Here is a 23,764-nt window from a genome sequence, read left to right on the forward strand (position 1 = left end):
CCGCGCTCGGGAGGGTCAGTAACCCCCGCCCTGGTACGGCCGCTGGTAGGGGTCGTAGGGCGCGGCCATGGGGGCCGGAGCGGGGCGCGGCGCGGCGGCCGGGCGCATCGCCTCGTAACCGGTGGCGACCGGGCGCTGCTGCTGTTGCGGGTACTGCGGTCCCGGGTAGCCGCGCGGGGCGGTGGGCTGCTGCGGGATGTACGGGGCCGGGGCGTGCTGCAGCGGGGCGGGCTGCGGAGCGGCCGGCTGGGGGTAGCCGTACCCGCCGCCGTACGAGGGCGTCGTCGGCTGCGGGGCGGGAGCCGCCGGGAGGGCGGGGAGGGCCGCGGGCAGCGCCGGCAGGTACGTGCTGCCGGTGTCGTACGCGGAAGGCACTCGGATCGGGGCGATCTGAGGCGTGCCCCGCTCTGCGACCAGGGAGTCGTAGATCGGGGTGTCCGGGAACGACGGCGCGTGGTAGTACGCACCGCCGTACGAGGCACGGGGGGAGGTCATGGCCCCTAAGTTAAGCCCACGATGTGCTGGTTGGAAGGCCGATAAGCCGCTTGTTTGACGGGTTTCCGGCGGCCGCGGAACACCAATCCGAGCGAACATGGGAAAATCGGTCGCGGCGCGGCGTAATGATCGTGTAAAAGCCGAGCTGGAGAGGGGTTACCGCCGGGTCTTCCGGGAACGGGCTGAACGGCGGGATTAACGTGGCGGATACATAAATCACCGGCGGCCGACACGCGATGGGGGCGGGCATGTCCATGCTTAAGGGAGCCAATGTTCCGGTGCGAGCGCGAGCTGTTCGCGTCGAATTGGGATGGCGTTCAGGTCCGGGGGTGCCGGATGTCGACGCCTCCGCGCTACTGCTCGTGTCGGGGAAAGTGCGCTCCGACGCGGACTTCGTGTTCTACAACCAGCAGACGCACCCCTCGGGTTCCGTACGGCACGAGGGAAAGCGCACGTCGGGCGCGTCCGTGACGGACAGCCTCACCGTCGACCTCGACGGCGTCGAACCGGCCGTCGAGCGGATCGTCCTCACGGCCTCGGCCGACGGGGGCGGCTTCGCCCGCGTACCGGACCTCCACATCCGGGTCCTCGACACCGCGACCGGCGCCGAGGTCGCGCGGTACGACAGCCGGGACGCGACCGTCGAGACCGCGTTCATCCTCGGCGAGCTGTACCGGCGACAGGGGGCCTGGAAGTTCCGAGCCGTCGGACAGGGCTACGGCACCGGACTCGAAGGCCTCGCCACGGACTTCGGCATCACGGTGGACGAGCCCCAGCAGCCGGCCGCGCCGCCCCGCTCGGCCACCGCGCCGACGGTCCCGCACCGCGCCCCGGCCCCGCGCCAGGCCCCGGCCCCGCGCCCCGCTCCGGCCCCCGCGCCGGCGCCGCGCCCCGCTCCGGCTCCCGCGCCCGTGTCGCGCCCGGCGCCCACACCGGCCCGCGCCCCGGTCCCGCCGCCCGCCACGCCGGTCACCCCGGCGCCCGCGCCGGTACGCCTCTCGAAAGTCACCCTGACGAAGGAGGCCCCGTCCGTCTCCCTCGCCAAACAGGGCGGAACCTCCGGCGTCATGCGCGTGAACCTCAACTGGGGCGTGCGCAAGCAGTTCCGCGGCTGGGGCACCAAGCGCGGCCGCGCAGTCGCCCACCACTCCGACCTCGACCTGGACCTGTGCGCCCTCTACGAGCTGACGAACGGTGACAAAGGCGTCGTCCAGGCCCTCGGCAACACCTTCGGCGCCCTCCACCACCCGCCGTACATCCACCTCGACGGCGACGACCGCACCGGAGCGGTGGAGACCGGCGAGAACCTCACCATCAACCTCGACCACAGGCACGCGTTCCGCCGGATCCTCGTCTTCGTCACCATCTACGAGGGCGCCCGCAGCTTCGCCGACCTCCACGCCACCGTCACGCTCGAGCCGCAGCACGGCGCGCCCGTCGAGTTCTCCCTCGACGAGTGCACCGTCCCCTCCACCGTCTGCGCCCTCGCCCTCATCACTCGTCAGGGCGACGACCTCGTCGTCCAGCGCGAGGCCCGCTACCTGGTCCCCGCGCGGGGCGTCAGCCCGCAGCGCACCATCGACCGCGCCTACGGGTGGGGCATGAACTGGACGCCCGGCAGGAAGTAGCCGGCCTTCACCGCTCGGGCGCCGTCTGGGGACGCGGGTACGTACGCCCCTTCCAGGCGGCGCCCCGGCCGCGGTGGTGCTGCACCGCCGAGTCGACCGTCATCAGCAGGTACAGCACCGCCGTCACCGGCAGCAGGGGCGCCCACCACAAGGGCTGCCGGTAGTAGCGGAGCATCGGCGCGTACGTGCCGGCCATCACCGCCCACGCCGCGCCCCCCGCCCAGGCGGCCACCGCGTCACCGCCGAACAGCCCCACGGCCAGGCACACGGGCGGCGCCAGGTAGACGAGGCACAGTCCCGCCACCGTCCCCGCCAGCAGCAGGACACTGTGCCGGAGCTGCGCGTACGCACACCGCGACACCATCCGCCACAGATCACCCAGCCGCGGATACGGCCGCACGCTGTCCACCCGCTCCGCGAGACCCAGCCAGATCCGTCCCCCGCAGCGCCGCACCGCCCGCGCCAGCGACACGTCGTCGATCACCGCGCCCCGCACGGCGTCCGGTACGCCCGCCCGCTCGGCGACCGCCGTCCGCAGCAGCACACAGCCCCCGGCGGCCGCCGTGGTCCGGGCGCCCTCCCGGTTGATCCACCGGAACGGATAGAGCTGACAGAAGAAGTAGACGAAGGCCGGCACGATCAGCCGCTCCCACGCCCCCGCCACCCGGAGCCGCGCCATCTGCGACACCAGGTCCAGATCGTTCGCCGTCGCCGCCACCAGGGTGCGCAGACTGTCCGGCGCGTGCGCGATGTCCGCGTCCGTCAACAGCAGGAAGTCCGGCGCGCCCCCGGCACGCGCGCGTGCCAGCCCGATCCCGTGCCGCAGCGCCCACAGCTTGCCGGTCCAGCCGGGCTCCGGCGGGCCCGGTGACGTCACCGTCAGCGGCAGCCCGCCGTGCCGCGCCGCGAGCTGCCGGGCGAGGTCGCCCGTACCGTCGTCACTCCCGTCGTCGACCAGGAACACCTCCGCCGCACCCGGATAGTCCTGGCCGAGCAGCGACGGCAGGCTCACCGGCAGCACCTCCGCCTCGTCCCGCGCCGGGACCACCACGGCGACCGACGGCCACCGGTCCGGCTCGGCCGCCCGGCGCGGCAGACGCTGATCCGTACGCCAGAAGAAGCCCTGCCCCAGCAGCAGCCAGGCCCAGATGGTGCACGATCCCAGGGCAATCCACGCAAGAATGCTCATTCGTCGCAGTCTGCCCCACATCGGGGTGGCGGAGAGGGCCCTCGGTTAAGGTGACCGGGTGAAGATCGCGCTCATGGACTCCGGAATCGGGCTGCTGCCGACGGCCGCCGCGGTGCGCCGGCTGCGGCCGGACGCCGATCTCGTCCTGTCGTCCGACCCCGACGGCATGCCGTGGGGCCCCCGGACGCCCGACGACATCACCGAGCACGCCCTCGCCGTGGCCCGAGCCGCCGCCGCCCACGCCCCGGACGCCCTCATCGTGGCCTGCAACACCGCGTCGGTGCACGCCCTGCCCGCGCTCCGCGCCGAGCTGGAGCCCCGCATCCCCGTCATCGGCACCGTACCGGCCATCAAGCCCGCCGCGGCCGGCGGCGGCCCCGTCGCGATCTGGGCCACCCCCGCCACCACCGGCAGCACCTACCAGCGACGGCTGATCCGCGAGTTCGCCGACGGCCACGAGGTCACCGGGGTGCCCTGCCACGGCCTCGCCGACGCCGTCCAGTACGCCGACGAGGAGCGCATCGACGCCGCGATCGACGCGGCCGTCGCCCTCACCCCGGCCGGAATCCGGGCCGTCGTCCTCGGCTGCACCCACTACGAGCTGGTCGAGGAGCGCATCCGCACCGCGCTCGCCGCGAAGGCCGAAGGCGAGCTGCTCCTGTACGGCTCCGCCCACGCCGTCGCGGCCCAGGCGCTGCGCCGCATCGGCGCGGCCCCCGCCCCCGATGCCCCGGCGGGGGCCGGTCTCACGGTCCTGCTCAGCGGCCGCCTCTCCCCCCTCCCCGCCGCGGCCCTCGGCTACGCGGAGGGCCGCCTGCTGGCGCAGGGCGCCGCGGTCGCCTGACCGCCGTCCCGCCCCGCGAGCGGGGCGGCGCCCGTCGGTCACCCGGTCGCGGCGCACCGGGAGCCGTGGAAACCGGGGGCTGGGTACTCTCCGGACTATGAGGGACCCTGAGCGGGACCACCATCTGCGTACCGAGCGGCTTCCTGTCGCCCCCCTGCCCGAGACGGTCACGGAAGCGGCCGAGACCTGGGTCAGGGTGCCCGACAAGTGGACCGGACGGGCGACCAACCGCGTCCAGTGGCTGCTCGCCGCGGTCGGCGCCGCCTGCCTGGCGCTCGGCATCGAGCTGGCCGTCGACTCCGCGTGGAGCGGAGGCATCGCGGCCCTGCTCATGGCGGTGGTCGGCTGCGTGGCCGTCGGACTGCTCGTCCTGTTCGGGACGCTCGCCTTCGTCCACGTCGAGCTGACCGTGGACCAGTACGCGCTCGAGGTCCGCTGCGGCCACATGGGGGTGCCCCGCCGCCGTATCCCGCTCGACCACGTGGTCGGCGCCGAGTTCGTCCCCCGGGTCACCCCCCGCCACTGGGGCGGCTGGGGCTACCGGTGGCGCCCCGAGAAGGGCACAGCCGTCGTCGTCCGCCGAGGCGAGGGCCTGATCCTCACGCTGGGCGACGGCCGGAGCTTCACGGTCACCGTCGACGACGCCGAGACGGCGGTACGGGTCATCCGGCACCGCCTCCGCATGCGCCGCCCGCGCCCGGCGCCGCCGGACACCCGCTCCTGATCGCGGCCGCCGCCGAAGGCCGGGCTCACGGTCGCACAGGGACGCGCCGTAGACTCCGGCACGTGAGCGCGACCATCACCCCCGTCGACGTAGCCGCCACCTCCGGCAAGGAGGAGCGACGCGTACAGCGCCTCCTGCCAGGGCTCGTACGACCCGGGGCGGCGGCGCTGGCGGGGGTGCTGCTGTACCTGAGCTTCCCGCCCCGCCCCCTGTGGTGGCTGGCCGTGCCGGCCTTCGCCCTCCTCGGCTGGACCCTGTACGGGCGACGGCTGCGCGCCGGGTTCGGCCTCGGGCTGGTGGCCGGGCTCGCGTTCCTGCTGCCGCTGCTGGTGTGGACCGGCGAGGAGGTCGGGCCGGTGCCGTGGCTGGCGCTGGTCGCCGCCGAATCGCTCTTCGTCGCCGCCACCGGCCTGGGCATCGCCGCCGTGTCGCGGCTGCCCGCGTGGCCGGTCTTCGCCGCCGCCGTCTGGATCCTGGGCGAGGCGGCCCGCGCCCGCTTCCCCTTCGGCGGCTTCCCCTGGGGCAAGGTCGCGTTCGGGCAGGCGGACGGCGTGTTCCTGTCCCTCGCCGCCGCGGGCGGCACCCCCCTGCTCGGCTTCGCCGTCGTCCTGTGCGGCTTCGGCCTGTACGAGGCGCTGCGGCTCGTGCTCGCCCACAGGGCCGCCCGGACCACGGCGACGACCGCACGCCGCGGCCCCGTCGCCGTAGCCGCACTCGCCGTCCTCGCCCCCGTCGCCGGCGCCCTGGCCGCCCAGCCGCTGGTGTCGGTCGCCGCCGAGGACGGCACCGCGACCGTCGCGGCCATCCAGGGCAACGTGCCCCGCCTCGGCCTCGACTTCAACGCCCAGCGCCGTGCGGTCCTCGACAACCACGCCGACCGCACCAAGCAGCTGGCCGACGACGTCGCCGCCGGCAAGGTCGCCCAGCCCGACTTCGTCCTGTGGCCGGAGAACTCCTCCGACCTGGACCCGTACCGCAACCCCGACGCCCGGACGGCCATCGACAGCGCCGTCCGGAGGATCGGCGTCCCGACGGTCGTCGGCGCCGTCCTCACGCCCGACACCGGCCCGCTCCGCAACACCCTCGTGCAGTGGGACCCGCGGCGGGGCCCGGTCGCCACGTACGACAAGCGGCACGTCCAGCCCTTCGGCGAGTACATCCCGATGCGGTCCTTCGTACGGATCTTCAACAAGGACGTCGACCGCGTTCGCCGCGACTTCGGCCCCGGCGAGAAGGTGGGCGTCTTCGACCTCGCCGGCACCCGCGTCGGCATGGCCACCTGCTACGAGGCGGCGTTCGACTGGGCCGTCCGCGACACCGTCACGCACGGCGCCCGGCTCATCTCCGTACCGAGCAACAACGCCACCTTCGGGTTCAGCGAGATGACCTACCAGCAGCTCGCCATGGACCGCGTACGGGCCGTCGAGCACAGCCGGACCGTGGTCGTGCCGGTCACCAGCGGTGTCAGCGCGATCATCCTCCCGGACGGCGGCATCGTGCGGCAGTCGCGGATGTTCACGCCGGACGCGCTGGTCGCCGAGGTGCCGCTGCGCTCCTCGCTCACCCCGGCCACCCGCATGGGAACCCTCCCCGAGGCGGCACTCGCCGCCGTCGCCGTCGGCGGGCTCGGATGGGTGGCGTTCGGCGCCGTACGCCGCTCCGCCCACCGCCGGAAGGCCGCGGCGAACCAGTAGGGTCGCCGTATGGCAACTCCCGACTTCATCAAGGCCGTTCGGGCCACCGCCGGTCACCAGCTGCTGCACCTGCCCGGTATCACCGCCGTCGTCTTCGACGACGAGGGGCGCGTGCTGCTCGTGCGACGTTCCGACAACGGCCGCTGGACGCTCTGCGGCGGCATCCCCGAGCCGGGGGAGCAGCCGGGCGTCGCGGCCGTGCGGGAGGTGTACGAGGAGACCGCCGTGGAGTGCGTGGCGGAGCGGGTCGTGCTCGTGGCGGCGGAGCCGCAGCCGGTGGTCTATCCGAACGGCGACGAGTGCCAGTACATGAACATCACCTTCCGCTGCCGTGCCACGGGCGGCGAGGCCCGGGTCAACGACGACGAGTCCACCGAGGTGGGCTGGTTCCCGCTGGACACCCTCCCGCCGCTGACCGAGGCCGAGGTGTTCCGGATCAAGCAGGCCCTCACCGACGAACCCACATGGTTCGCCACCATGCCGGCCCACTGAAGTATGGGCGCTGACCACATCGGTCGAGGAAGGGCCGCTCCTTAGGGTGCGGAGCATGACCGCGCCCACACCCTCCCTCCCCGGCCCTGTGCCGCCGCACCACTCCGTCGCCCTGGACCTCGGCGGCCGCACCGCGCTCGTCACCGGCGCCGCCGGCGGCATCGGCCGCGCCTGCGCCCTGCGGCTCGCGTCCGCGGGCGCCGAGGTCAGGGCCGTCGACCGGGACGCCGACGGGCTCGCGGCCCTCGCCGCCCGGGCCGGGGGACTGCCCGGCCTCGTGCGCACCCAGGTCCTCGACCTCACCGACCTCGACGCCGCGGAGAAGGCCGCCGAGGGCGTGGACGTCCTCGTCAACAACGCCGGTCTGCAACTCGTACGCCCCTTGGAGGAGTTCCCGCCGGACGTGTTCCACACGGTCCTGACCGTCATGCTGGAGGCCCCGTTCCGCCTGATCAGGGGCGCGCTGCCGCACATGTACGCCCAGGGGTGGGGCCGCATCGTCAACCTGTCGTCCGTCCACGGGTTGCGCGCCTCCGCCTACAAGTCCGCCTATGTGGCCGCGAAACACGGCCTGGAGGGCCTGTCCAAGACGGCCGCCCTGGAAGGCGCACCCCATGGCGTCACCTCGAACTGCGTGAGCCCCGGCTATGTGCGTACACCACTGGTCGAGGCGCAGATCGCCGACCAGGCCGCCGCGCACGGCATCCCTCCCGAGCGGGTTCTCACCGACGTCCTGCTCAGGGACGCGGCGCTCAAGCGGCTCGTCGAGCCGGAGGAGGTCGCCGAGGCCGTCGCCTATCTGTGCACCCCGCAGGCCGCGTTCGTCACCGGCATCTCCCTCGCCCTCGACGGCGGCTGGACCGCCCACTGACAGCCGGCCGCACGGGGGTTGTCCACAGGGCTGGTGCGCCCCCGGCCACGGCAGGTATCCCTTGACCATGTCCGAAGAACAGCTCCCCGGTGACCCGGGCCACGACCCCGAGCAGGACTCCTACCTGGACCTCCTCGCCCGGGGCGCGGCCGTGGAGGCGTACGACCGTCCCGTGCTGCTCGCCCGGGCCGCCGGCGCCGGGCCCGAGGCGCTGGCCGCCCTGGAGCGCACCAAGCAGCGCGCGCTGCGGGTGCGCGCCGAGCTGGAAGGACGCCGCCGCAGGGAGGCCGAGCTGTCCGCCCTCTTCGCGACCGCCCACGACCTGGCGGGCCTGCGCGACCTCGACGCGGTGCTCCGGGCGATCGTGCAGCGCGCCCGCTCCCTGCTGGGCACCGAGGTCGCCTACCTCAGCCTCAACGACCCCGTCGCCGGGGACACCTACATGCGGGTCACCGACGGCTCCGTCTCGGCCCGCTTCCAGCAGCTGCGCCTCGGCATGGGCGAGGGTCTCGGCGGGCTCGTCGCCCAGACCGCCCGGCCCTACGTGACCGAGAGCTACTTCGACGACGACCGCTTCCGCCACACCCGCGCCATCGACTCGGGCGTGCGCGACGAAGGACTCGTCGCGATCCTCGGCGTCCCCCTGATGCTCGGCAGCCAGGTCATCGGCGTCCTGTTCGCCGCGGACCGGCGCGCCCGGGTCTTCGAACGCGAACAGGTCGCGCTCCTCGGTTCCTTCGCCGCCCATGCCGCCGTCGCCATCGACACGGCGAACCTCCTGGCCGAGACCCGCACCGCCCTCACGGAGCTGGAGCGCGCCAACGAGATCATCCGCGAGCACAGCGCGGTCATCGAGCGCGCCTCCGACGTCCATGACCGCCTCACCGAGCTGGTGCTGCGCGGCGGCGGCGTCCGGGACGTGGCGGACGCCCTCTCGGAAGTCCTCGACGGGACGGTCGAGTTCACCGAATCCCCACCGCCGGCCGAGTCCGCCGACGGCCGGGCCGTGCGGCACGGCGACGACTGGGTGGCCGCCGTGTCGGCGGGCGGCGAGGTGTTCGGCGCGCTGGTCCTGCGGGGCAACGCCGCGCTCGACCCGGTCGACCAGCGCACCCTGGAGCGGGCCGCCATGGTCACGTCCCTGCTGCTGCTCGCCCACCGCTCGGCCGGCGAGGCCGAGCAGCGGGTACGGGGCGAACTCCTCGACGACCTGCTGGACGCACCGGACCGGGACCGCCGGGTCCTCAAGGAGCGGGCCGCCCGGCTGCGCGCCGACCTCGACGGCCCCCACGTGGTGCTGGCCGCACGCGTCGAGGGCCCGGGGGACCGCCCCGACCGGGCGGGCGCCGACCGCCGGCGCCTGTGGTCCGCCGCCTCGCACCTGGCCGCGACCCGGCACGGCCTGGCCTCCGCCCGCGACGGCGGCGCGGTCCTCCTGTTGCCGCTGGGCGCCGGGGACACCGCGGCCGACGTCGCCCGCCAGACGGCCCGGCACCTCGCCGGCACCCTGCGCGAGCCCGTCACCGTGGGGGCCTCGGCCCCGCTCGACGCACCCGCCGCCCGCCCGGCCGCGATCGCCCCCGCCTACGCGGAGGCCCGCCGCTGCCTGGACGCGCTGCTCCTGCTGGGTCGCGCGGGCCAGGGCGCGGCGGCCCAGGACCTCGGCTTCCTGGGCCTGCTGCTCGCCGACACCCGCGACATCGACGGCTTCGTGGACCGGACGATCGGCCAGGTCGTGGCGTACGACCGGCGCCGCGGCACCGACCTCGTCCGCACCCTCGACGCCTACTTCGCGAGCGGCATGAGCCCGGCCCGCACGAAGGACCGCCTGCACGTCCACGTGAACACGGTCGCCCAGCGCCTGGAGCGCATAGGCCACCTCCTGGGCCCCGACTGGCAGTCACCGGAACGGGCCCTGGAGATCCAGCTGGCCCTGCGCCTGCACACGATGTCCCCGGCGCTCACGGACTGACCGCACGGCGGACGGCCGGCCACCGAGGGGCGGCCGGCCGTCGAACCGGAGCGGGCTCACCGCGCCGAGGAAGCCTCCACCGCAACCTGCTCGTCCTCGTCCAACTCCCGATGGCGGGTCTCCCGGGCGCACGCGATGGCGACGACGGTGAGGAGCGCGGCGGCGATGACGTACAGGGAGATCGGCGTCGAGCTGCCGTAGTCGGCGAGGAGCGCGGTCGCGATGAGCGGCGCGGGCGCACCGGCGGCGACGGAGGAGAACTGCGCACCGATGGAGGCGCCGGAGTACCGCATCCGCGTGGCGAACATCTCGGCGAAGAAGGCGGCCTGCGGCGCGTACATGGCGCCGTGCAGCACCAGCCCGACGGTCACGGCGAGCAGCAGGCTGCCGAAGCCGCCGTTGTCGATGAGCGCGAAGAAGGGGAACATCCATGCGCCCACGCCGACGGCGCCGATCAGATAGACGGGCCGCCGCCCGATCCGGTCGGACAGCGCGCCCCAGGCCGGGATGACGGCGAAGTGCACGGCGGAGGCGATGAGGACGGCGTTCAGGGCGGTCTGCTTGCTGAGCCCGGCCGAGGTGGTCGCGTACACGAGGATGAAGGCGGTGACGACGTAGTAGCTGATGTTCTCCGCCATGCGGGCACCCATGGCGATCAGCACGTCGCGCCAGTGGTGGCGCAGCACGGCGACGAGCGGCATCCGCTCGACGACGGCGTCCTCGGCCCTGCGGGCCTCGGCACGGGCGAGGGCGGCCTTGAAGACGGGCGACTCGTCGACCGACAGCCGGATCCACATGCCGACGACGACGAGAACCCCGGACAGCAGGAACGGAACCCGCCACCCCCAGGAGGTGAAGGCCGCATCCGACAGCGTCGCGGTGAGCGCGGCCAGGACCCCGGTCGCCAGCAACTGCCCGGCGGGCGCGCCGGTCTGCGGCCACGACGCCCAGAACCCACGCCGTGCGGCGTCCCCGTGCTCGGACACGAGGAGCACGGCCCCGCCCCACTCACCCCCGAGAGCAAACCCCTGCACCAGCCGCAACACCGTCAACAGCACGGGCGCGGCACTCCCGATGGTCGCGTGCGTCGGCAGCAGCCCGATGGCAAAGGTCGCCCCACCCATCAACAACAGGCTGACCACCAGCAACTTCTTGCGCCCGAGCCGATCCCCGTAATGCCCGAACACCAGCGCCCCGAGCGGCCGCGCCGCAAACCCGACGGCGTACGTCAGAAACGCCAACAGGGTCCCGACCAGAGGATCGGACTCGGGAAAGAACAACTGGTTGAACACCAGAGCGGCGGCGGACCCATACAGAAAGAAGTCGTACCACTCGATGGTGGTGCCGATGAGGCTGGCGGCGACGATGCGGCGGAGGTTGTTCGGCGCGGGTGGGGCGGTAGCGGGGGAGGACATCGGCACCACTTCCTGACGTTCGACGGGGACGTTCACGTGTCGCCACACCGTAGGAACGTGCAGGTCAGGGGCGTATGTGGCGGGACACCATAGTTCTTGGCGTCAGGGTGCGCGCGCCCACCATGGAGGGCGGCTCCGGCCCGTCCATGAGGGCTTCGACAAGGCGGCAAGGAGGGCTGTCCGACTTGCGCGGGTCGGGCATGATTTGAAGGTGCCGTGCTGACGCCCGTGCCGGTTTGGCGCCGACCAAAAGCCCACGTCACCACCCGTGCCGACCCCTCCCGTGCTGACCTGGCCCTGACTACGCGGCGTAGAAGTCGGGCATGAGTCGCAGATCGGACGCCGCGCGCGGCGCAGAGCCGGCGCCTCGTCCGGGCCGCGCGCGGTTCGCCCGCGACCGCGAGGACCTGCGCCTCGTCGCCCGAGTCCGGGCCTGGCTCGCCGACCCTCCGCGAGCTCCGCGAGGCCAGCGCCAACGAGCAGAATCCGGCCGATGGCGAGAGCGCCCACCTGCCGAACAAGCCGCTCTTCCGGGCCCTCACCACGTCCGGGAACCTCAAGAGGCGCGAGAACGCCGCCGAGAACGGCGTCTTCCTCACTGGCCGGGCTGTCGACGTCATGGTCAAGGCCCGCGTGGCGGCCGTCGGCCTCGCCTGCATCAACGGCCTCAAGGTCACCTCGCGCAGCCTGCGCGCCGGCCTGAACACCGGCATGGCCCAGCCCAGGTCCAGCTCGCCGAACGCAACCAGGCCGACGGCTGAAGCGCGGACTCCACCCTCGCCGACGACGTCCACAACCGGCCCGACGGCTTCGTCGACATCACCAAGCACGACCCGCTGGACGCCGTCCGCTGTACCGCCGCGACCCCGCCATCGGTCGTGCCTTCAGGGCGCACTGACGCCCGCCGCTGCCGCCCCATGGGCGACAGGCCAGCGGAAGAGCACTGGACGGGCGTTGTTCAGCGTTTTGTCGTGTGGCAGCTGCCAGAGTTGGGTGTGTGCTCATTCGTCGTGTACGCGGGGTGGTCTTCTCGGCCGCCGCCGTTCTTGCCGTGGCCGCCGTTGTCGGCGGGGGTCTGACCGCACTCACTGAGGAACCTGGCGCGAACGAGGCGGTTGTCCGGGTCGACCAGGCCGGCTACGTCGCCGGCGCACCAAAGCACGCCATGGTGATGGGATCCGGTGATGCGCTCCCCGACGCGGGCTTCGCGGTGCTCGACAGCCAGGACCGCCCCGTTCTGACCGGTCGGGTCGGCCCCCGAACCGGGAGTTGGAATCAGGACTTCCCTTCCGTACACACCGTGGACCTGTCCGCGCTCACCGCGCCCGGTACCTACCGGCTGACGCTCACCGGAACCGCGACCGCCACCTCCCCCCGCTTCCGGGTGGCTCCGGCCCGAGAACTGATGGCCTCCCTCGTCGAGCAGAACGTCCGGTTCTTCCAGGCCCAGCGCGACGGCGCGGAGGTCGTCGCGGACGTCCTGCGGCGAAAGCCCTCGCACCTGAACGACCGGCAGGCGACCGTGTACGCCACGCCCCGCTTCAGCGCCGACGGCGGTTCGCTGGAGGACCGCCGGCTGACTCCGGTCGGCGGCCCCGTCGACGTCTCGGGCGGGTGGTTCGACGCCGGGGACTTCCTGAAGTTCACGCACACGGCTTCCTACTCGGTGATCCAGCTGTTCCTGGCGCAGCGGGAGATGCCCGCCGCCTCGGGGTTGTCGGCGGAGGCGGAGCACGGGGTGCGCTGGCTGGACCGGATGTGGGACGGAGAGTCGGGGACGTTGTACGCGCAGGTCGGCCTCGGCGTGGGCAACGACGGCATTGGCAACGACCACGATCTGTGGCGCCTGCCGGAGGCCGACGACACGCTGCAGACAGCACCGGGCGACAAGAACCATGTGATCAAGCACCGTCCGGTCTTCCGTGTCAACGAGCCCGGTGCGCCGATCAGTCCCAATCTGGCCGGGCGGGTCGCGGCGGCCTTCGCACTCGCCGCCCAGGCGGAGTCCGACCCCACGTCCGCCCGTCGCTGGCTCGACAAGGCCACCGCGGTGTACGCATGGGCCGACACCGCGCCCGCGGGCCCTCTGGTCACCGCCTACCCGGCCGCGTTCTACTCCGAGGACTCGTGGCAGGACGACCTGGAGCTCGGCGCCGCCGAACTCGCCCGGGCGGCCCGGACGCTGGGTGACGCGCGGGCCGCCGAGTGGCAGCGCCAGGCCGGGACCTGGGCGAGCGCCTACCTGGCCTCCGACACGAAGGACTCCTTCGCGGTCGGGGACGTCAGCGCGCTCGCCCACGCGGAACTCCTGGACTCACCCGGCCGCGGCGGTCGGCTGGCGGACGCGCTCAAGGCGGATCTGCGTCGTCAGCTGGCCGACGCCACGGACCGCGCCCGCCAGGACCCGTTCGGGGCGGGCGCCGTCTACACGGACTTCGACGCCGTCCCGCGCACCTTCGGGCTGGTCACCACGGCCATGCTCCACGCTCGGCTGACCGGTGAGCACCAGTACGACGCCTTCGCCGCCCGGCAGCGTGCCTGGGCCCTGGGCGCGAACCCGTGGGGCAGCAGTTTCGTGATCGGCGTCGGCGAGGTCTACCCGCACTGCCCGGAGCACCCGGTGGCCAATCTGGCCGGCAGTCCGGACGGCACCGGTGACATCCTGCGCGGGGCCGTCGTCAACGGCCCGAACGGGGCGTACATGTTCAAGGAGGACGGGTTCATGCCGGGCATGCGGCCCTGCCAGGCCGACCCCGGCCGGCCGTGGAGCGACTTCGACGGTCACGGCGCCCGCTACATCGACCGCGTCGGCGCCTGGCAGACCGTCGAACCCACCATCGACTTCACGGCGACCGCGCTGCTCGCCTTCGCCCTCTCCGGCAGCGGGGCAGGGGAGCAGTGAGGCGTGCTGCGGCGTCCGGGTGATGGCCCCGGGCCACGGTGTTCGGTACTGGTGTCCCGGATACCGCCCTGTCGTTGGACGCCGTATGGGATGGATGAGCGGGGCTGTGGTCAGCCGCCTTTCTGCGCGGCGCCGTCCGCGGATCCACGTCGGCCGCACACGGCAAGGCGTCGTGTCGGGTCCGGGGCCGGAGGTTGTTCCGAGCACCGTACCGACGGCCGCCGAGACCCTGGCGGCGCCGCTGGTCATGGAGGGGACACAGGCTCCGCCTGCCCGCCGGCGCATCGATGGGCTGGACGCGTTCCGGGGCTGCCTCGTCGTCCTGCGGATCCTCGTCGGCAGCCAGGTGGCCGGGATCGCGGCTTCGGTCATGCTGCACGCGGACGGCTTCGGGCTGACGGTCGCCGACCTGGTCTTCCCCGGGTTCCTGTTCATCATGGGGATGGCGATTCCGGTGTCCATGTCCGCCTTCCTCCGGCCACCAGTCGCGCACGATCCTGGCGGGCGACCGGACAGGCGCCCTCATCTGCTGCGCATCGTGCGCCGGGCAGGTCTGCTGTACGCGATCGGTATGTTCCTGGGCACGTACCCGTTCCTGCCCGAGACCCTGGAACACCTGCGGTTCACCGGTGTGTTGCAGCGCCTGGGCGTCGTGTACCTGGTGGTGGCGCTGCTGTACGTCACGTGCGCCTGGTCGCTGCTGCCGGCCGGCGGCCGGGCGGCTTCCGGCGGCCGCTTCCTGGCCAGGGTGTTCATGCTGGGCGGGTTCCCGCTGCTGTGCGCCACCTTCTGGGTCGTCGGGACGTACACCTTCCACAACCCGTGGCCCGAATGCGCCGACGCCCGCGGGCTGGTGGCGGACTGCTCGCTGCAGGCATATGTCGACACGAACCTCTGGGGCGTCCAGCACAACTTCGATGGGGCCGCGTTCGACCCGGAGGGCGTCATGTCGACGTTGGTGGCGGTCGTCAACTGCTGGGCGGGGCTCGTCGTCGGCATGGACATCGTCCGCAACAAGCCGCGCTACAGCGTGACCGGCGGCGTTCGCCGGCGCGCGTCCTCGCTGATCGCCACCGGTACGGCGTGTGCCGGGGCCGGCCTCGCGCTGGGCCTGGTCATCCCGATCGGCAAGCACCTGTGGACCCCGTCGTACGCCCTCGTGACCGTCGGGATCATGACCGCGGGCTTCGGCCTGGTCCTGCTGGCGTTCGACGGCGGGCTGTTGCCGAAGCCCGGTGACCCGGACGGTGCCGGCGGGCCCAGGGTGGGGAGGGGGCGCGGACTCGTGGGCGACACGCTGGTGGCTCTGGGCCGCAACCCACTGTTCTTCTACGTCCTGTCCGAGCTCGTCATCATCACGCTGAACTACATCCCGGTCCGGTACCGCGGCAGGGAGGAGTCGCTGTGGACGGTGGGTGCCGAGGTCGGGCTCGCCTCGTGGCTGCCCGGGCCGCTGGCGAGCATGGTGTGGGCGTTGCTGTGGCTGCTGCTGTTCTACGTACCGCTCGCGCGGCTGCTCGTGGCGCGTGGGTGGTACATCCGGGTGTGAGGGCGGCTGGGGCCGCGCGATCCCGGGCCCGCCGATCATCGGCGCGGGGGCGCGTCACCCAGGGTTGCCCCGTTCGCCACATGGCCTGTGACCTGCGTGGATGAGGCTCGTTCTCCCAACGTGATCTTCGACTCCTCACATCGCATGCCTTGCCCTCCTGTATTCGACGATCCCCGGGGCCGCCGCCATCGCGCCCTGACCACCGTGGGCTCCCTGGTGTGTGCCGGATGCCTGCTCGCCCTCGCCGTGATGGCAGGCGTTCTCTACGTCGATCCCCACGCGCCGGCACCCGCGGGCGCCGCCAGCGTGAAGACGGCACGGTGAGGCGGGCCGTGCCTCGCGGGCACTGGTGGGTCCTGGCCAGCGTCCTCGCCGCCCTTGTGGCGGTCCTGTTCCTCGCTACCTCGGTCCTGCGCGGCGACGGCGACGGTGGCAGGGGCATCGCGTACGACCGGGGACCGGACGATCTCGTACCGGAGTCCGCCGCCTCAGGCGGACCCGTCCTCGACGCACGCACCACCACCCCCGTCAGCCTCGGCATCCCGGCGGGCACGGTCGCGCTGACCTTCGACGACGGCCCGGATCCCACGTGGACACGGCAGATCCTCCAGGTCCTGGCGGCCAAACAGGTCCCCGCAACCTTCTTCGTGACCGGCGCGCACGTGGCCCAACACCCCCAACTGGTCCGCGAGCAGAGCGCCGCCGGGCACGAGGTGGGCCTCCACACCTTCACCCACACCGACCTCGCGACCGCCCCGCCCTGGCGCACCCGCCTGGAACTCGCCGCCAGCCGCGCCGCCCTCGCCGGGGCCACCGGCACCAGCACCACCCTGCTGCGCCCGCCCTACTCCTCCATGCCGGACGCCGTCGGCAACCGCGACTGGCAAGCGGCGCTGCGCACGGGGGAACTCGGCTACCTGACCGTGCTGTCCACGCACGACGGGCTCGACTGGCAGGCCCGCGACGCCGAGGAGATCGTGCGCGGCGCCCTGCCGCAACACGGCGAGGGGGCCGTCGTCCTGCTCCACGATGGCGGCGGTGACCGCTCCCGTACCGTCGCGGCCCTGGGCGGGATCATCGACACGCTCAAGGCCCGCGGCTACCGCTTCACCACCGTCTCGCAGGCGGTCGGCCTGCCACCCCAGACCACCCCGGCGACCGCCTTCGACCGCTGGTACGGCTCGGCGCTGATCGCCCTCGTCCAGGCCGCGCTCGCCGTTCCCCCGGTCCTCGACCGGGTGCTGGCCGGGGTGGCCCTGCTCACCGCCGCCCGCCTGCTCCTGCTCGCCGCGGCAGCGGCCTCGCACCGACGGCGTACCGCCAATCGCCCCCTGCCGTCCCAAGCGCCGCGACCGCGCGTCTCCGCGGTCGTCCCCGCCCACAACGAGGAGGCGACCATCGCCTCCTGCGTGCGCGCCCTGCTGGACGGCGGTTGCCCCGACATCGACATCGTCGTCGTCGACGACGGCTCCACCGACGGCACCGCGGCAGCCGCCCGCAGCGTGGCGGACCCGCGGGTGCGCGTGGTCACGCAGCCCAATCGGGGCAAGCCCGCCGCGCTGAATGCCGGCATCGACCACGCCGTCCACGACATCATTCTCATGGTCGACGCGGACACCGTGATCGCCGCGGGCGCGGCGGCACGCCTCGCGGACGCCTTCGCCGACCCCTCGGTCGGCGCGGTGGCCGGCAACACCAAGGTCGCCAACCGCAAGGGCCTGCTCGCGCTGTGGCAGCACCTCGAATACGTCATGAGCTTCGGCCTCGAGCGCCGCCTGTTCGACCTCGTCGGGGCCAGCCCGACCGTCCCCGGGGCCATTGGGGCCTTCCGGCGCTCGGCCCTGGCCTCCTGCGGCGGCATCAGCGCCGACACCCTCGCCGAGGACACCGACATCGCGATGGCCCTGTGCCGGGCAGGCTGGCGCGTCGTCTACCGCGGCGACGCCCACGCCCGAACCCACGTCCCCGAGACCGTCTCCGCGCTCTGGCACCAACGCCACCGCTGGGCCTACGGCACCCTCCAGTCCATCTGGAAACATCGCCGCGCCGTCAAGGAGACCGGCGTCGCGGGCCGCCTGGGCCGCCGCACCCTGCCCTACCTGGTGCTGTTCCAACTCGCCCTGCCGCTGGCCGCCCCCCTCATGGACGCCGTCGCCCTCTACGGACTCACCACCGGGACGACCTCGGCACCCGTCATTGCCTGGAGCGCCTTCTGCCTCGCCCAACTCGCCCTGGCGGCCTACGCCCTCCACCGGGACGGCGAGAGCCTGCGCCACCTGTGGCTGGTACCTCTTCAGCTGATCGCCTACCGTACGGTCCTGTGCCTGGTCACCATCCACGCCCTGGCCACCGCGGCTCTCGGTGCCGGCCCCCGCTGGCGCAACCGGTCGATCACCCCGGCGGAGCCGCATCCGGCGCCGGTGTAAGTGCGCGCCCGGCCGACCGTACACGGGGCGGGTCATGCACCGCGGGCCGCCGCGGCCTTTGACGAGTTCGTCGCCGTCGACGGCGGTCACGTGCACGCCCGCGTCGCGCAGCCGGCACCTTCAGCCCCCGTCATCAGGCTGCATAGGGACCGCGAGCCCAACTACCCCGCCTTCTCCACGGACATGACCGGCGGGACGAACGAGGTCTGGTCCTACGGGGACGAGGCGTACGGCATGCTCCGCGACCACCTGTTGCTGCGCGAGCGCCTGCGCCCGTACCTGAGGAGGCTGTCCGAGGACGCCCACCGCACCGGCGCCCCGCCGATGCGCCCGCTGTTCTTCGACTGCCCCGAGGACGTCCGGCGTCCGCCGGCTCGCCCCGGCCACCGGACGCGTGCTGGAGGGCGGTACGACGCTCGAAGTGGACGCCCCGCTGGAGCACGTTCCTGTTTTCGTCCGTGAGGGGCCCACGTCGCCGCTTTGCTCGGCTGACCTTCGGTCCGTACCGACGATGAGAGTCCGCGAAGAGAAGAACCCCAGCCGACGTGCGGCTGGGGTTCCTGGAGCTGTGAATCGGGCAGGTCAGCGCTGCAGGGTGAGCAGGCCCGGCCGGTACGGCAGTTGCACGTAGGGGGTGTTCGGCGGGATGTTGGGCGACAGGCCCTGGTAGAGGAACTGCAGGTTGCAGGGGTCGATGGTCATGGTCTGGTCGGGGTTGGTGCGGACGAGGTCACCGTGGCTGATGTCGTTGGTCCAGGTGGCACCGCTGTTGGCCTTGCCCGCGAAGGGGTTGCTCTCGGTGGCGGCCTGCGGGGTCCACGGACCGTTCAGGCTGGAGGCCGTGAACGAGCGGAAGAAGCGCTGCTCGGTCGCACCCCGAGCCTCGACGATCATGAGGTACTGGTTCTGGCCCTGGACCTTGTAGACCTCCGGCGCCTCGAAGAGGTTCTTCACCGTGTCGCTCATGATCGTCGTGTACGACGAGCCGAAGCTGGCCGGGAAGTTCCCGATCGGCATGGTCGACCTGTAGATCTTGCCGTTGTCACCGGCGAAGAACATGTACATGTTCTGGCCGTCGGCGATCAGGGTCGGGTCGATCGCGCTGCCGTCGGGGACACTGCCGGTGAACAGCGGCTGCGCCGCGGACCAGCCGTTGGGGTTGGTGGGGTCGCTCGACGTGCGGTAGACGAAGGGCCATTGGGTACCCCACCCATTTGAGGCCAGCACCCAGATGTTCTTGGGCGCGAAGTAGAACAGTTTGGGAGCCACCGCGCCCTGGCTCATCTGGGTCTGGCCGGCCGTCGCCATGTCCGACCAGTTCGTGAAGGGACTGAACCCCATCGATTTCCACGACGATCCGTCAGAGGCGGTCGCGTAGACCAGACGCTTGCCGTTGTACGTCACGGTGGTGAAGTCCTTCAGGGAGGCCCACCCGTTCGCCGGCTGCGCCAGCGGACCGGTCGAGCTCCACCGGTACGTCGACGGAAGAGCACACGTGTCGCCCGGCGGCGCGGACAGGCCGGTCCACTTCTGGTTGCTGCCGCCGTTGCAGTTCCAGAGCTGCACCGCCGTGCCGTTGGCCGTGGCGCCACCGCTGACGTCCAGGCACAGCCCGGACTCCACGCCGACGACCGTGCCGTCGGCGTTCACCCGCCACTGCTGGTTCGCACCGCCGGAACACGTCCAGATCTGCACCCGGGTCCCGGGAGTCGTGGCGTGGCCCGGAACATCCAGGCACTTGTTGCCGTACACGGTGAGCTGGTTGCTGTCCGTCAACGTCCACTGCTGGTTGCTCCCGCCCCAGCAGTCCCAGATCTGCACGCTGGTGCCGTCGGTCTGGCTGGCGCCCGGCACGTCGAGGCACCGGCCGGAACCAACACCGCGCAAGGCGCCGCTGGTGGCCGCCTGAGCCGGGTTGGCGACGAGCGTCGCCGCTGACGCGACCAGGGCGGCGAGCGCCATAGCCAGATATCTGCGGCTGAATATGCGTCTGTGCATGGGTCCTCATTCCTTGAGTGGGTGTTTCCGGTGGGCGGTGGGTGGGTTCCGCGACGCCACGCCGGGGATGGACATGTCAGGCCCAGGGGCTGACCGCCGTGAAGGAGCTGTCGGCGCGGAACGTGTCGGTGTCCTGGTAAAGGTCCACTCGCAGCGCGTAGCCGTAGTGGCGCAGGTAGCGGCCGGGGTGGTTGTACGACTCCAGGCGGACGGAACCGGAGGCGGTGCCCGGGCGTGCGCAGTAGGTGGCGTCCTTGTTGAAGGTGTCGGTGCCGTTGCCGCTGTCGAAGCGGACCCGGAAGTCCCAGTGGCGCAGATAGCGGCCGGCGGAGTCGCGGAAGGAGTAGCAGTTGGCGTCGGCGAGGCCGGGCACGACGGTGAAGGTCGCGCTCTGCTTGACGGCGGTGCTGCTGGCGGTGCTCACCGGGTCGATGTGGCCGAGGCTGTCGGAGCGCACCACGGCGTACCGGTCGGGGAAGTTGACCGACCGCAGCGACCGGGTGGTGTTGGTGGGCAGGGTGACACCGCCGGGGACCGTCTCCTTCAGCACGGTGGCGTGGCGAATGAAGCCGGACAGCCCGGGCACCTCGGTGGGCGAGGACCAGGTGGCGAAGTTGTCGTGGCTGTCGCTGTACCAGTACTTGCCGGCGCGGTAGCCGTCGTAGTAGATGCGCCAGCCGCCGTTGTCGAGCTGGACCAGGGCCGGGCCCTCGACCCAGTCGCCGAATCCGGCCCAGTCGCCCGTCCTCCGCATGGTGTAGGGGCCGGTGAGGGTGGAGGCGGTGGCGTACTCGATGTACTTCGTCGTCTCGTTCTTGGTGAACGCGTGGTACGTGGAGCCGACCTTGACGATGAAGGTGTCGATGTGGTTCGGGCCGATGCCGGACAGCTGGGTGGGCGCGGACCAGGTGGTCAGCGCGGAGTTGGTCGCCGTGAGCTTGTAGGCGGCGAAGTGGGTGGCGGTGCTCGCCGACGTCAGGGACACGATGATGTTGACGCTGCCGTCGGTGTCGATGAACCACTCGGGCGCCCAGGTGCGGGTCAGCCCGCTGATCGGGATCGTGTGGTGGTACAGGAACGTCCAGTTCACCCGGTCGGTGCTCCGGGCGAAACCGATCGTGTTCCCGGTCCAGTCGGTGGTGTAAGTGAGGTAGTAGAAGCCGTCGGTGTGCTTGAAGATGCTGGGGTCACGGATCAGACCGGACGGCGGGGTGTAGGCGGGGCCCTTCCGCAGGCTGAATCCGGTGGCGTCCGGCGAGTCGTACACGTACATGTTCGACTCACTGCTGTTGGTGAACGCGGTCATCGTGTACCGCGTGGCCTGCCCGGCCGGCGGGGCGGCGGAGGCGGTGCCCTGAAGGGCGGGGACACCCAGCAGGACCAGCAGCAGCGGGCCCAGCAGGGCGAGCAGCGTTCTTAAGGTTCTGTTCAACTCTTCCTCCGGTCCGGGCATCACGAGACGGTGAACATCTGGTGGTCGGCGCCGTCGAACGGGCGTTGCTCCAACTGGTCGCCCTGGGCGCTGCCCGCGGTGAGGTAGAGGCCGCTGTGGCGGTTGAGGAGCCGGATACGGCCGTTGCCCGCGTCTTCCGCCAGCCATTCGTCGTTGGTGTTCGCGTTGGCTTCGTACGGGTACTGGACGGCCTTGGCGCCCGCGTCGCGGGAGGCCCACCGGATGACGACGTCCTTGCCGCTCGCCTGGTTGACGATCCGTGTGTATCCATCGCCGAGGGGCACGAATGCGAAGCGCTGGTTGGTGCCGCCGGTGCCGGGCCAGCGGATGATCGCGGCGTCGTTCGCGGGGCTTGCGCTCTTCACGTCGAGTACGTGGCCGCTGCCGGCGACGGTCACCGTGCGGTTCCCGGTCGGGATGACCGGGACCTGGGTCAGCCTGACCACATGGCCGCCGCCCGCGACCGCCGGGACGCTCAGCGTGTCACCGGCCTGGATGACCTTGCTGGTGCGGGTCAGGCCGTCGGAGCCGTCGGTGGTGATCTCCGCGTGCCAGGTGCCGGAGCCGAGGAACGTGGTCGGGTAGCTGATGGTGGTGGCGCCGCCGCGCCTGAGCGCGCCGACGAACCACCGGTCGCCGTCGCGGCGCGCGATGACCCCTCCGGTGAGCGGGTCGCCCGAGACGTACTTCGTCTCGTCCCACACCGTCGGCAGCATGCGCAGCCACCGCTGTGCCTCGGGCCGGGCCTGGTAGTCCGGGATGCGGCTGCCGGGCAGCATGATGCCGCTGTCCAGGAGTACGCCGAGGGCGAGTTCGGCGGCGTCGCTGTTCGGGTTGCGTTGCTGGAAGCTCATCGGCGAGTAGTCGGCCGGGCCCAGTGCCCCGCGAGTGAACGGGAGCGCGGCCACGTGCCCGATGTCCCGGCCGCCGGGGTATTCCTCGCCCCGGACGGCCTCGTTGGTCAGCACGTGGGGCCAGGTGCGGTGGACACCGACGGACAGGCGCGAGCCGTGCAGGTCGACCATCAGCCTGTACCGGGCGGTGTCGGCCAGGGCCGCGTCGTACCACTGCTGACGGGCCCGGGTCTCGGAACCCATGAAGTCCATCTTGACGCCGACGACACCCCACCCGGTGATCTTGGTGAACTCGGCGTCCCGCTCGGCGGCGGTGTCCAGGTCCTGCCAGTGGTACCAGAGCATGATCCGCACGCCGCGCTCCCGGGCGTGGGCCACGAGCTCGGGAATGATCGCTTGGTTGGCCTTCCACCCGTCGTCGACCAGGAGATAGGGCCAGCCCTGCGAGGAGGCGTAGTCGGCCCACTGCTTGAGCTTGGTCAGGTCGCGCTGGGTGTCCCACATGCCGTCCAGCCACGGCCACGCGGCGACACCCGGCTTGATCCACGAGGTGTCGGAGACCTTCGACGCGGGCGCGACGTCGTCGACCAGCGTGGACTCCACGATCGTCGCCGTGCTGCCGATGGTGGCGGTGCGCCACGCTGTGGTGAACGCGCCGGATCGCGCGATCTGCGCGTCGGCCAGCGCGACCGTGAACCGGCCGGTGCCCTGGGTGTGGGTGAACCAGCCACCCGCATAGCCGCCGTCCACACCGGACTCGGCGAGCAGTACCCGGGCGCCGTTGGTCTGCTGGGCCAACATGCCCATGTCGTAGGAGCCCGTCGGGACGTCGGCGACTGCAGAGGTCGCATACCCCCTCTCGTGATCGGGGCTGAACACCTGCCGGGACAGCTGAGCGTCGGTCGGCAGCTCGAACGACGTCGCCTCGCTCAGCACGGTCGCACCCGACGGCAGCTCGTAGCGCAGCGCCATACCGTCCGCGGACGTGCGGACGTGCACGGTCATCTGCGCGGAGCCCTTCGCGAACACCAGTCTCGTCTCGGTCGCGGACCGCGTGCGGACGCGGGACTTCCCCGCTTCGACCTCGTAGCTGTACGAGACGGGCGTATCCGTGCGTCTGACGAACTCCAGGCCGGTGGTGAAGTCGGCCTGGCTGGTCACGAGTCCGATCGGAGCGGGTATCAGGGCTTGGCGGCAGTTCCAGGTCGCGCCGAGCGACAGGGCGCCGTTCGCGTCCAGCGCCACGGTGGCGCGCACA

At 72.3% G+C, this 23,764-nt stretch carries 17 protein-coding genes; 11 read left to right on the plus strand and 6 right to left on the minus strand.

Annotation, left to right across the window (positions count from 1 at the left end):
• Positions 1-15 precede the first annotated feature (15 nt).
• Entirely contained in the window at positions 16-495 is a 480-nt protein-coding gene (locus ABEB09_RS29685) for a DUF6643 family protein (protein WP_345692990.1), read from the minus strand.
• A 236-nt stretch (positions 496-731) separates the two neighbouring features.
• Between ABEB09_RS29685 and ABEB09_RS29690 the strand changes: the two genes are divergently transcribed.
• Positions 732-2,123 (plus strand): TerD family protein, encoded by a 1,392-nt coding sequence (locus ABEB09_RS29690; protein WP_345692991.1) that lies wholly within the window; start codon positions 732-734, stop codon positions 2,121-2,123.
• 7 nt (positions 2,124-2,130) lie between these two features.
• Here ABEB09_RS29690 and ABEB09_RS29695 read toward each other — a convergent pair whose 3' ends face one another.
• Positions 2,131-3,312 (minus strand): glycosyltransferase, encoded by a 1,182-nt coding sequence (locus ABEB09_RS29695; RefSeq protein WP_345692992.1) that lies wholly within the window; start codon positions 3,310-3,312, stop codon positions 2,131-2,133.
• A 58-nt stretch (positions 3,313-3,370) separates the two neighbouring features.
• On the opposite strand from ABEB09_RS29695, the gene ABEB09_RS29700 reads away from it, so the two are divergent.
• The 6 genes from ABEB09_RS29700 to ABEB09_RS29725 all read left to right on the plus strand — a co-directional run bounded on the left by ABEB09_RS29700 (position 3,371) and on the right by ABEB09_RS29725 (position 9,909).
• On the plus strand, positions 3,371-4,156 hold the full coding sequence (locus ABEB09_RS29700; RefSeq protein WP_345692993.1) for a glutamate racemase: 786 nt from the start codon (positions 3,371-3,373) through the stop codon (positions 4,154-4,156).
• A 97-nt stretch (positions 4,157-4,253) separates the two neighbouring features.
• The gene (locus ABEB09_RS29705; protein ID WP_345692994.1) at positions 4,254-4,880 is read left to right on the plus strand and encodes a hypothetical protein; all 627 of its coding nucleotides are present in this window, start codon (positions 4,254-4,256) and stop codon (positions 4,878-4,880) included.
• Between the two features lie 62 nt (positions 4,881-4,942).
• Positions 4,943-6,574, plus strand: a complete 1,632-nt coding sequence (lnt, locus tag ABEB09_RS29710; protein WP_345692995.1) for an apolipoprotein N-acyltransferase — start codon at positions 4,943-4,945, stop codon at positions 6,572-6,574.
• A gap of 9 nt (positions 6,575-6,583) precedes the next feature.
• Positions 6,584-7,066 (plus strand): NUDIX hydrolase, encoded by a 483-nt coding sequence (locus ABEB09_RS29715; protein WP_345692996.1) that lies wholly within the window; start codon positions 6,584-6,586, stop codon positions 7,064-7,066.
• Between the two features lie 55 nt (positions 7,067-7,121).
• Positions 7,122-7,937, plus strand: coding sequence for a 3-hydroxybutyrate dehydrogenase (locus ABEB09_RS29720; RefSeq protein WP_345692997.1), 816 nt, complete (start codon positions 7,122-7,124; stop codon positions 7,935-7,937).
• Between the two features lie 67 nt (positions 7,938-8,004).
• Positions 8,005-9,909: a helix-turn-helix domain-containing protein gene (locus ABEB09_RS29725; RefSeq protein WP_345692998.1), complete on the plus strand. Its 1,905-nt coding sequence runs from the start codon at positions 8,005-8,007 to the stop codon at positions 9,907-9,909.
• Positions 9,910-9,965: 56 nt separating this feature from the next.
• On the opposite strand, the gene ABEB09_RS29730 is transcribed toward ABEB09_RS29725, so the two are convergent.
• Positions 9,966-11,324 carry an MFS transporter gene (locus ABEB09_RS29730; RefSeq protein WP_345692999.1) on the minus strand — a complete coding sequence of 453 codons (1,359 nt, stop codon included), beginning with the start codon at positions 11,322-11,324 and terminating at the stop codon, positions 9,966-9,968.
• A gap of 1,051 nt (positions 11,325-12,375) precedes the next feature.
• On the opposite strand from ABEB09_RS29730, the gene ABEB09_RS29735 reads away from it, so the two are divergent.
• The 4 genes from ABEB09_RS29735 to ABEB09_RS29750 all read left to right on the plus strand — a co-directional run bounded on the left by ABEB09_RS29735 (position 12,376) and on the right by ABEB09_RS29750 (position 18,663).
• On the plus strand, positions 12,376-14,226 hold the full coding sequence (locus ABEB09_RS29735) for a glycoside hydrolase family 9 protein (RefSeq protein WP_345694130.1): 1,851 nt from the start codon (positions 12,376-12,378) through the stop codon (positions 14,224-14,226).
• A gap of 172 nt (positions 14,227-14,398) precedes the next feature.
• Positions 14,399-15,775 carry an acyltransferase family protein gene (locus ABEB09_RS29740; protein ID WP_345693000.1) on the plus strand — a complete coding sequence of 459 codons (1,377 nt, stop codon included), beginning with the start codon at positions 14,399-14,401 and terminating at the stop codon, positions 15,773-15,775.
• Between the two features lie 332 nt (positions 15,776-16,107).
• Positions 16,108-18,201 (plus strand): bifunctional polysaccharide deacetylase/glycosyltransferase family 2 protein, encoded by a 2,094-nt coding sequence (locus tag ABEB09_RS29745; protein WP_345693001.1) that lies wholly within the window; start codon positions 16,108-16,110, stop codon positions 18,199-18,201.
• 183 nt (positions 18,202-18,384) lie between these two features.
• Positions 18,385-18,663, plus strand: coding sequence for a hypothetical protein (locus ABEB09_RS29750; protein WP_345693002.1), 279 nt, complete (start codon positions 18,385-18,387; stop codon positions 18,661-18,663).
• 120 nt (positions 18,664-18,783) lie between these two features.
• Here the strand turns inward: ABEB09_RS29750 and ABEB09_RS29755 are convergent, their stop codons facing one another.
• From ABEB09_RS29755 to ABEB09_RS29765, 3 genes are all read right to left on the minus strand, one after another.
• Positions 18,784-20,199: a non-reducing end alpha-L-arabinofuranosidase family hydrolase gene (locus tag ABEB09_RS29755; protein ID WP_345693003.1), complete on the minus strand. Its 1,416-nt coding sequence runs from the start codon at positions 20,197-20,199 to the stop codon at positions 18,784-18,786.
• A gap of 76 nt (positions 20,200-20,275) precedes the next feature.
• On the minus strand, positions 20,276-21,652 hold the full coding sequence (locus tag ABEB09_RS29760; RefSeq protein WP_345693004.1) for a glycoside hydrolase family 43 protein: 1,377 nt from the start codon (positions 21,650-21,652) through the stop codon (positions 20,276-20,278).
• Positions 21,652-23,763 (minus strand): glycoside hydrolase family 97 catalytic domain-containing protein, encoded by a 2,112-nt coding sequence (locus tag ABEB09_RS29765; RefSeq protein ID WP_345693005.1) that lies wholly within the window; start codon positions 23,761-23,763, stop codon positions 21,652-21,654. The genes ABEB09_RS29760 and ABEB09_RS29765 overlap by 1 nt, the downstream gene beginning before the upstream one ends.
• Position 23,764 lies beyond the last annotated feature (1 nt).

It is taken from the genome of Streptomyces coeruleoprunus (assembly GCF_039542925.1).
Classification (GTDB): Bacteria; Actinomycetota; Actinomycetes; order Streptomycetales; family Streptomycetaceae; genus Streptomyces; species Streptomyces coeruleoprunus.

What these genes read in the sequence shown, in the direction of transcription:
- ABEB09_RS29690 (WP_345692991.1), top strand. Translation starts at nt 732, where the DNA reads ATGGGGGCGGGCATGTCCATGCTTAAGGGAGCCAATGTTCCGGTGCGA.
- ABEB09_RS29685 (WP_345692990.1), bottom strand. Translation starts at nt 495, where the DNA reads ATGACCTCCCCCCGTGCCTCGTACGGCGGTGCGTACTACCACGCGCCG.
- ABEB09_RS29730 (WP_345692999.1), bottom strand. Translation starts at nt 11,324, where the DNA reads ATGTCCTCCCCCGCTACCGCCCCACCCGCGCCGAACAACCTCCGCCGC.
- ABEB09_RS29725 (WP_345692998.1), top strand. Translation starts at nt 8,005, where the DNA reads ATGTCCGAAGAACAGCTCCCCGGTGACCCGGGCCACGACCCCGAGCAG.
- ABEB09_RS29755 (WP_345693003.1), bottom strand. Translation starts at nt 20,199, where the DNA reads ATGCACAGACGCATATTCAGCCGCAGATATCTGGCTATGGCGCTCGCC.
- ABEB09_RS29760 (WP_345693004.1), bottom strand. Translation starts at nt 21,652, where the DNA reads ATGCCCGGACCGGAGGAAGAGTTGAACAGAACCTTAAGAACGCTGCTC.
- ABEB09_RS29705 (WP_345692994.1), top strand. Translation starts at nt 4,254, where the DNA reads ATGAGGGACCCTGAGCGGGACCACCATCTGCGTACCGAGCGGCTTCCT.
- ABEB09_RS29750 (WP_345693002.1), top strand. Translation starts at nt 18,385, where the DNA reads ATGACCGGCGGGACGAACGAGGTCTGGTCCTACGGGGACGAGGCGTAC.
- ABEB09_RS29715 (WP_345692996.1), top strand. Translation starts at nt 6,584, where the DNA reads ATGGCAACTCCCGACTTCATCAAGGCCGTTCGGGCCACCGCCGGTCAC.
- ABEB09_RS29720 (WP_345692997.1), top strand. Translation starts at nt 7,122, where the DNA reads ATGACCGCGCCCACACCCTCCCTCCCCGGCCCTGTGCCGCCGCACCAC.
- ABEB09_RS29695 (WP_345692992.1), bottom strand. Translation starts at nt 3,312, where the DNA reads ATGAGCATTCTTGCGTGGATTGCCCTGGGATCGTGCACCATCTGGGCC.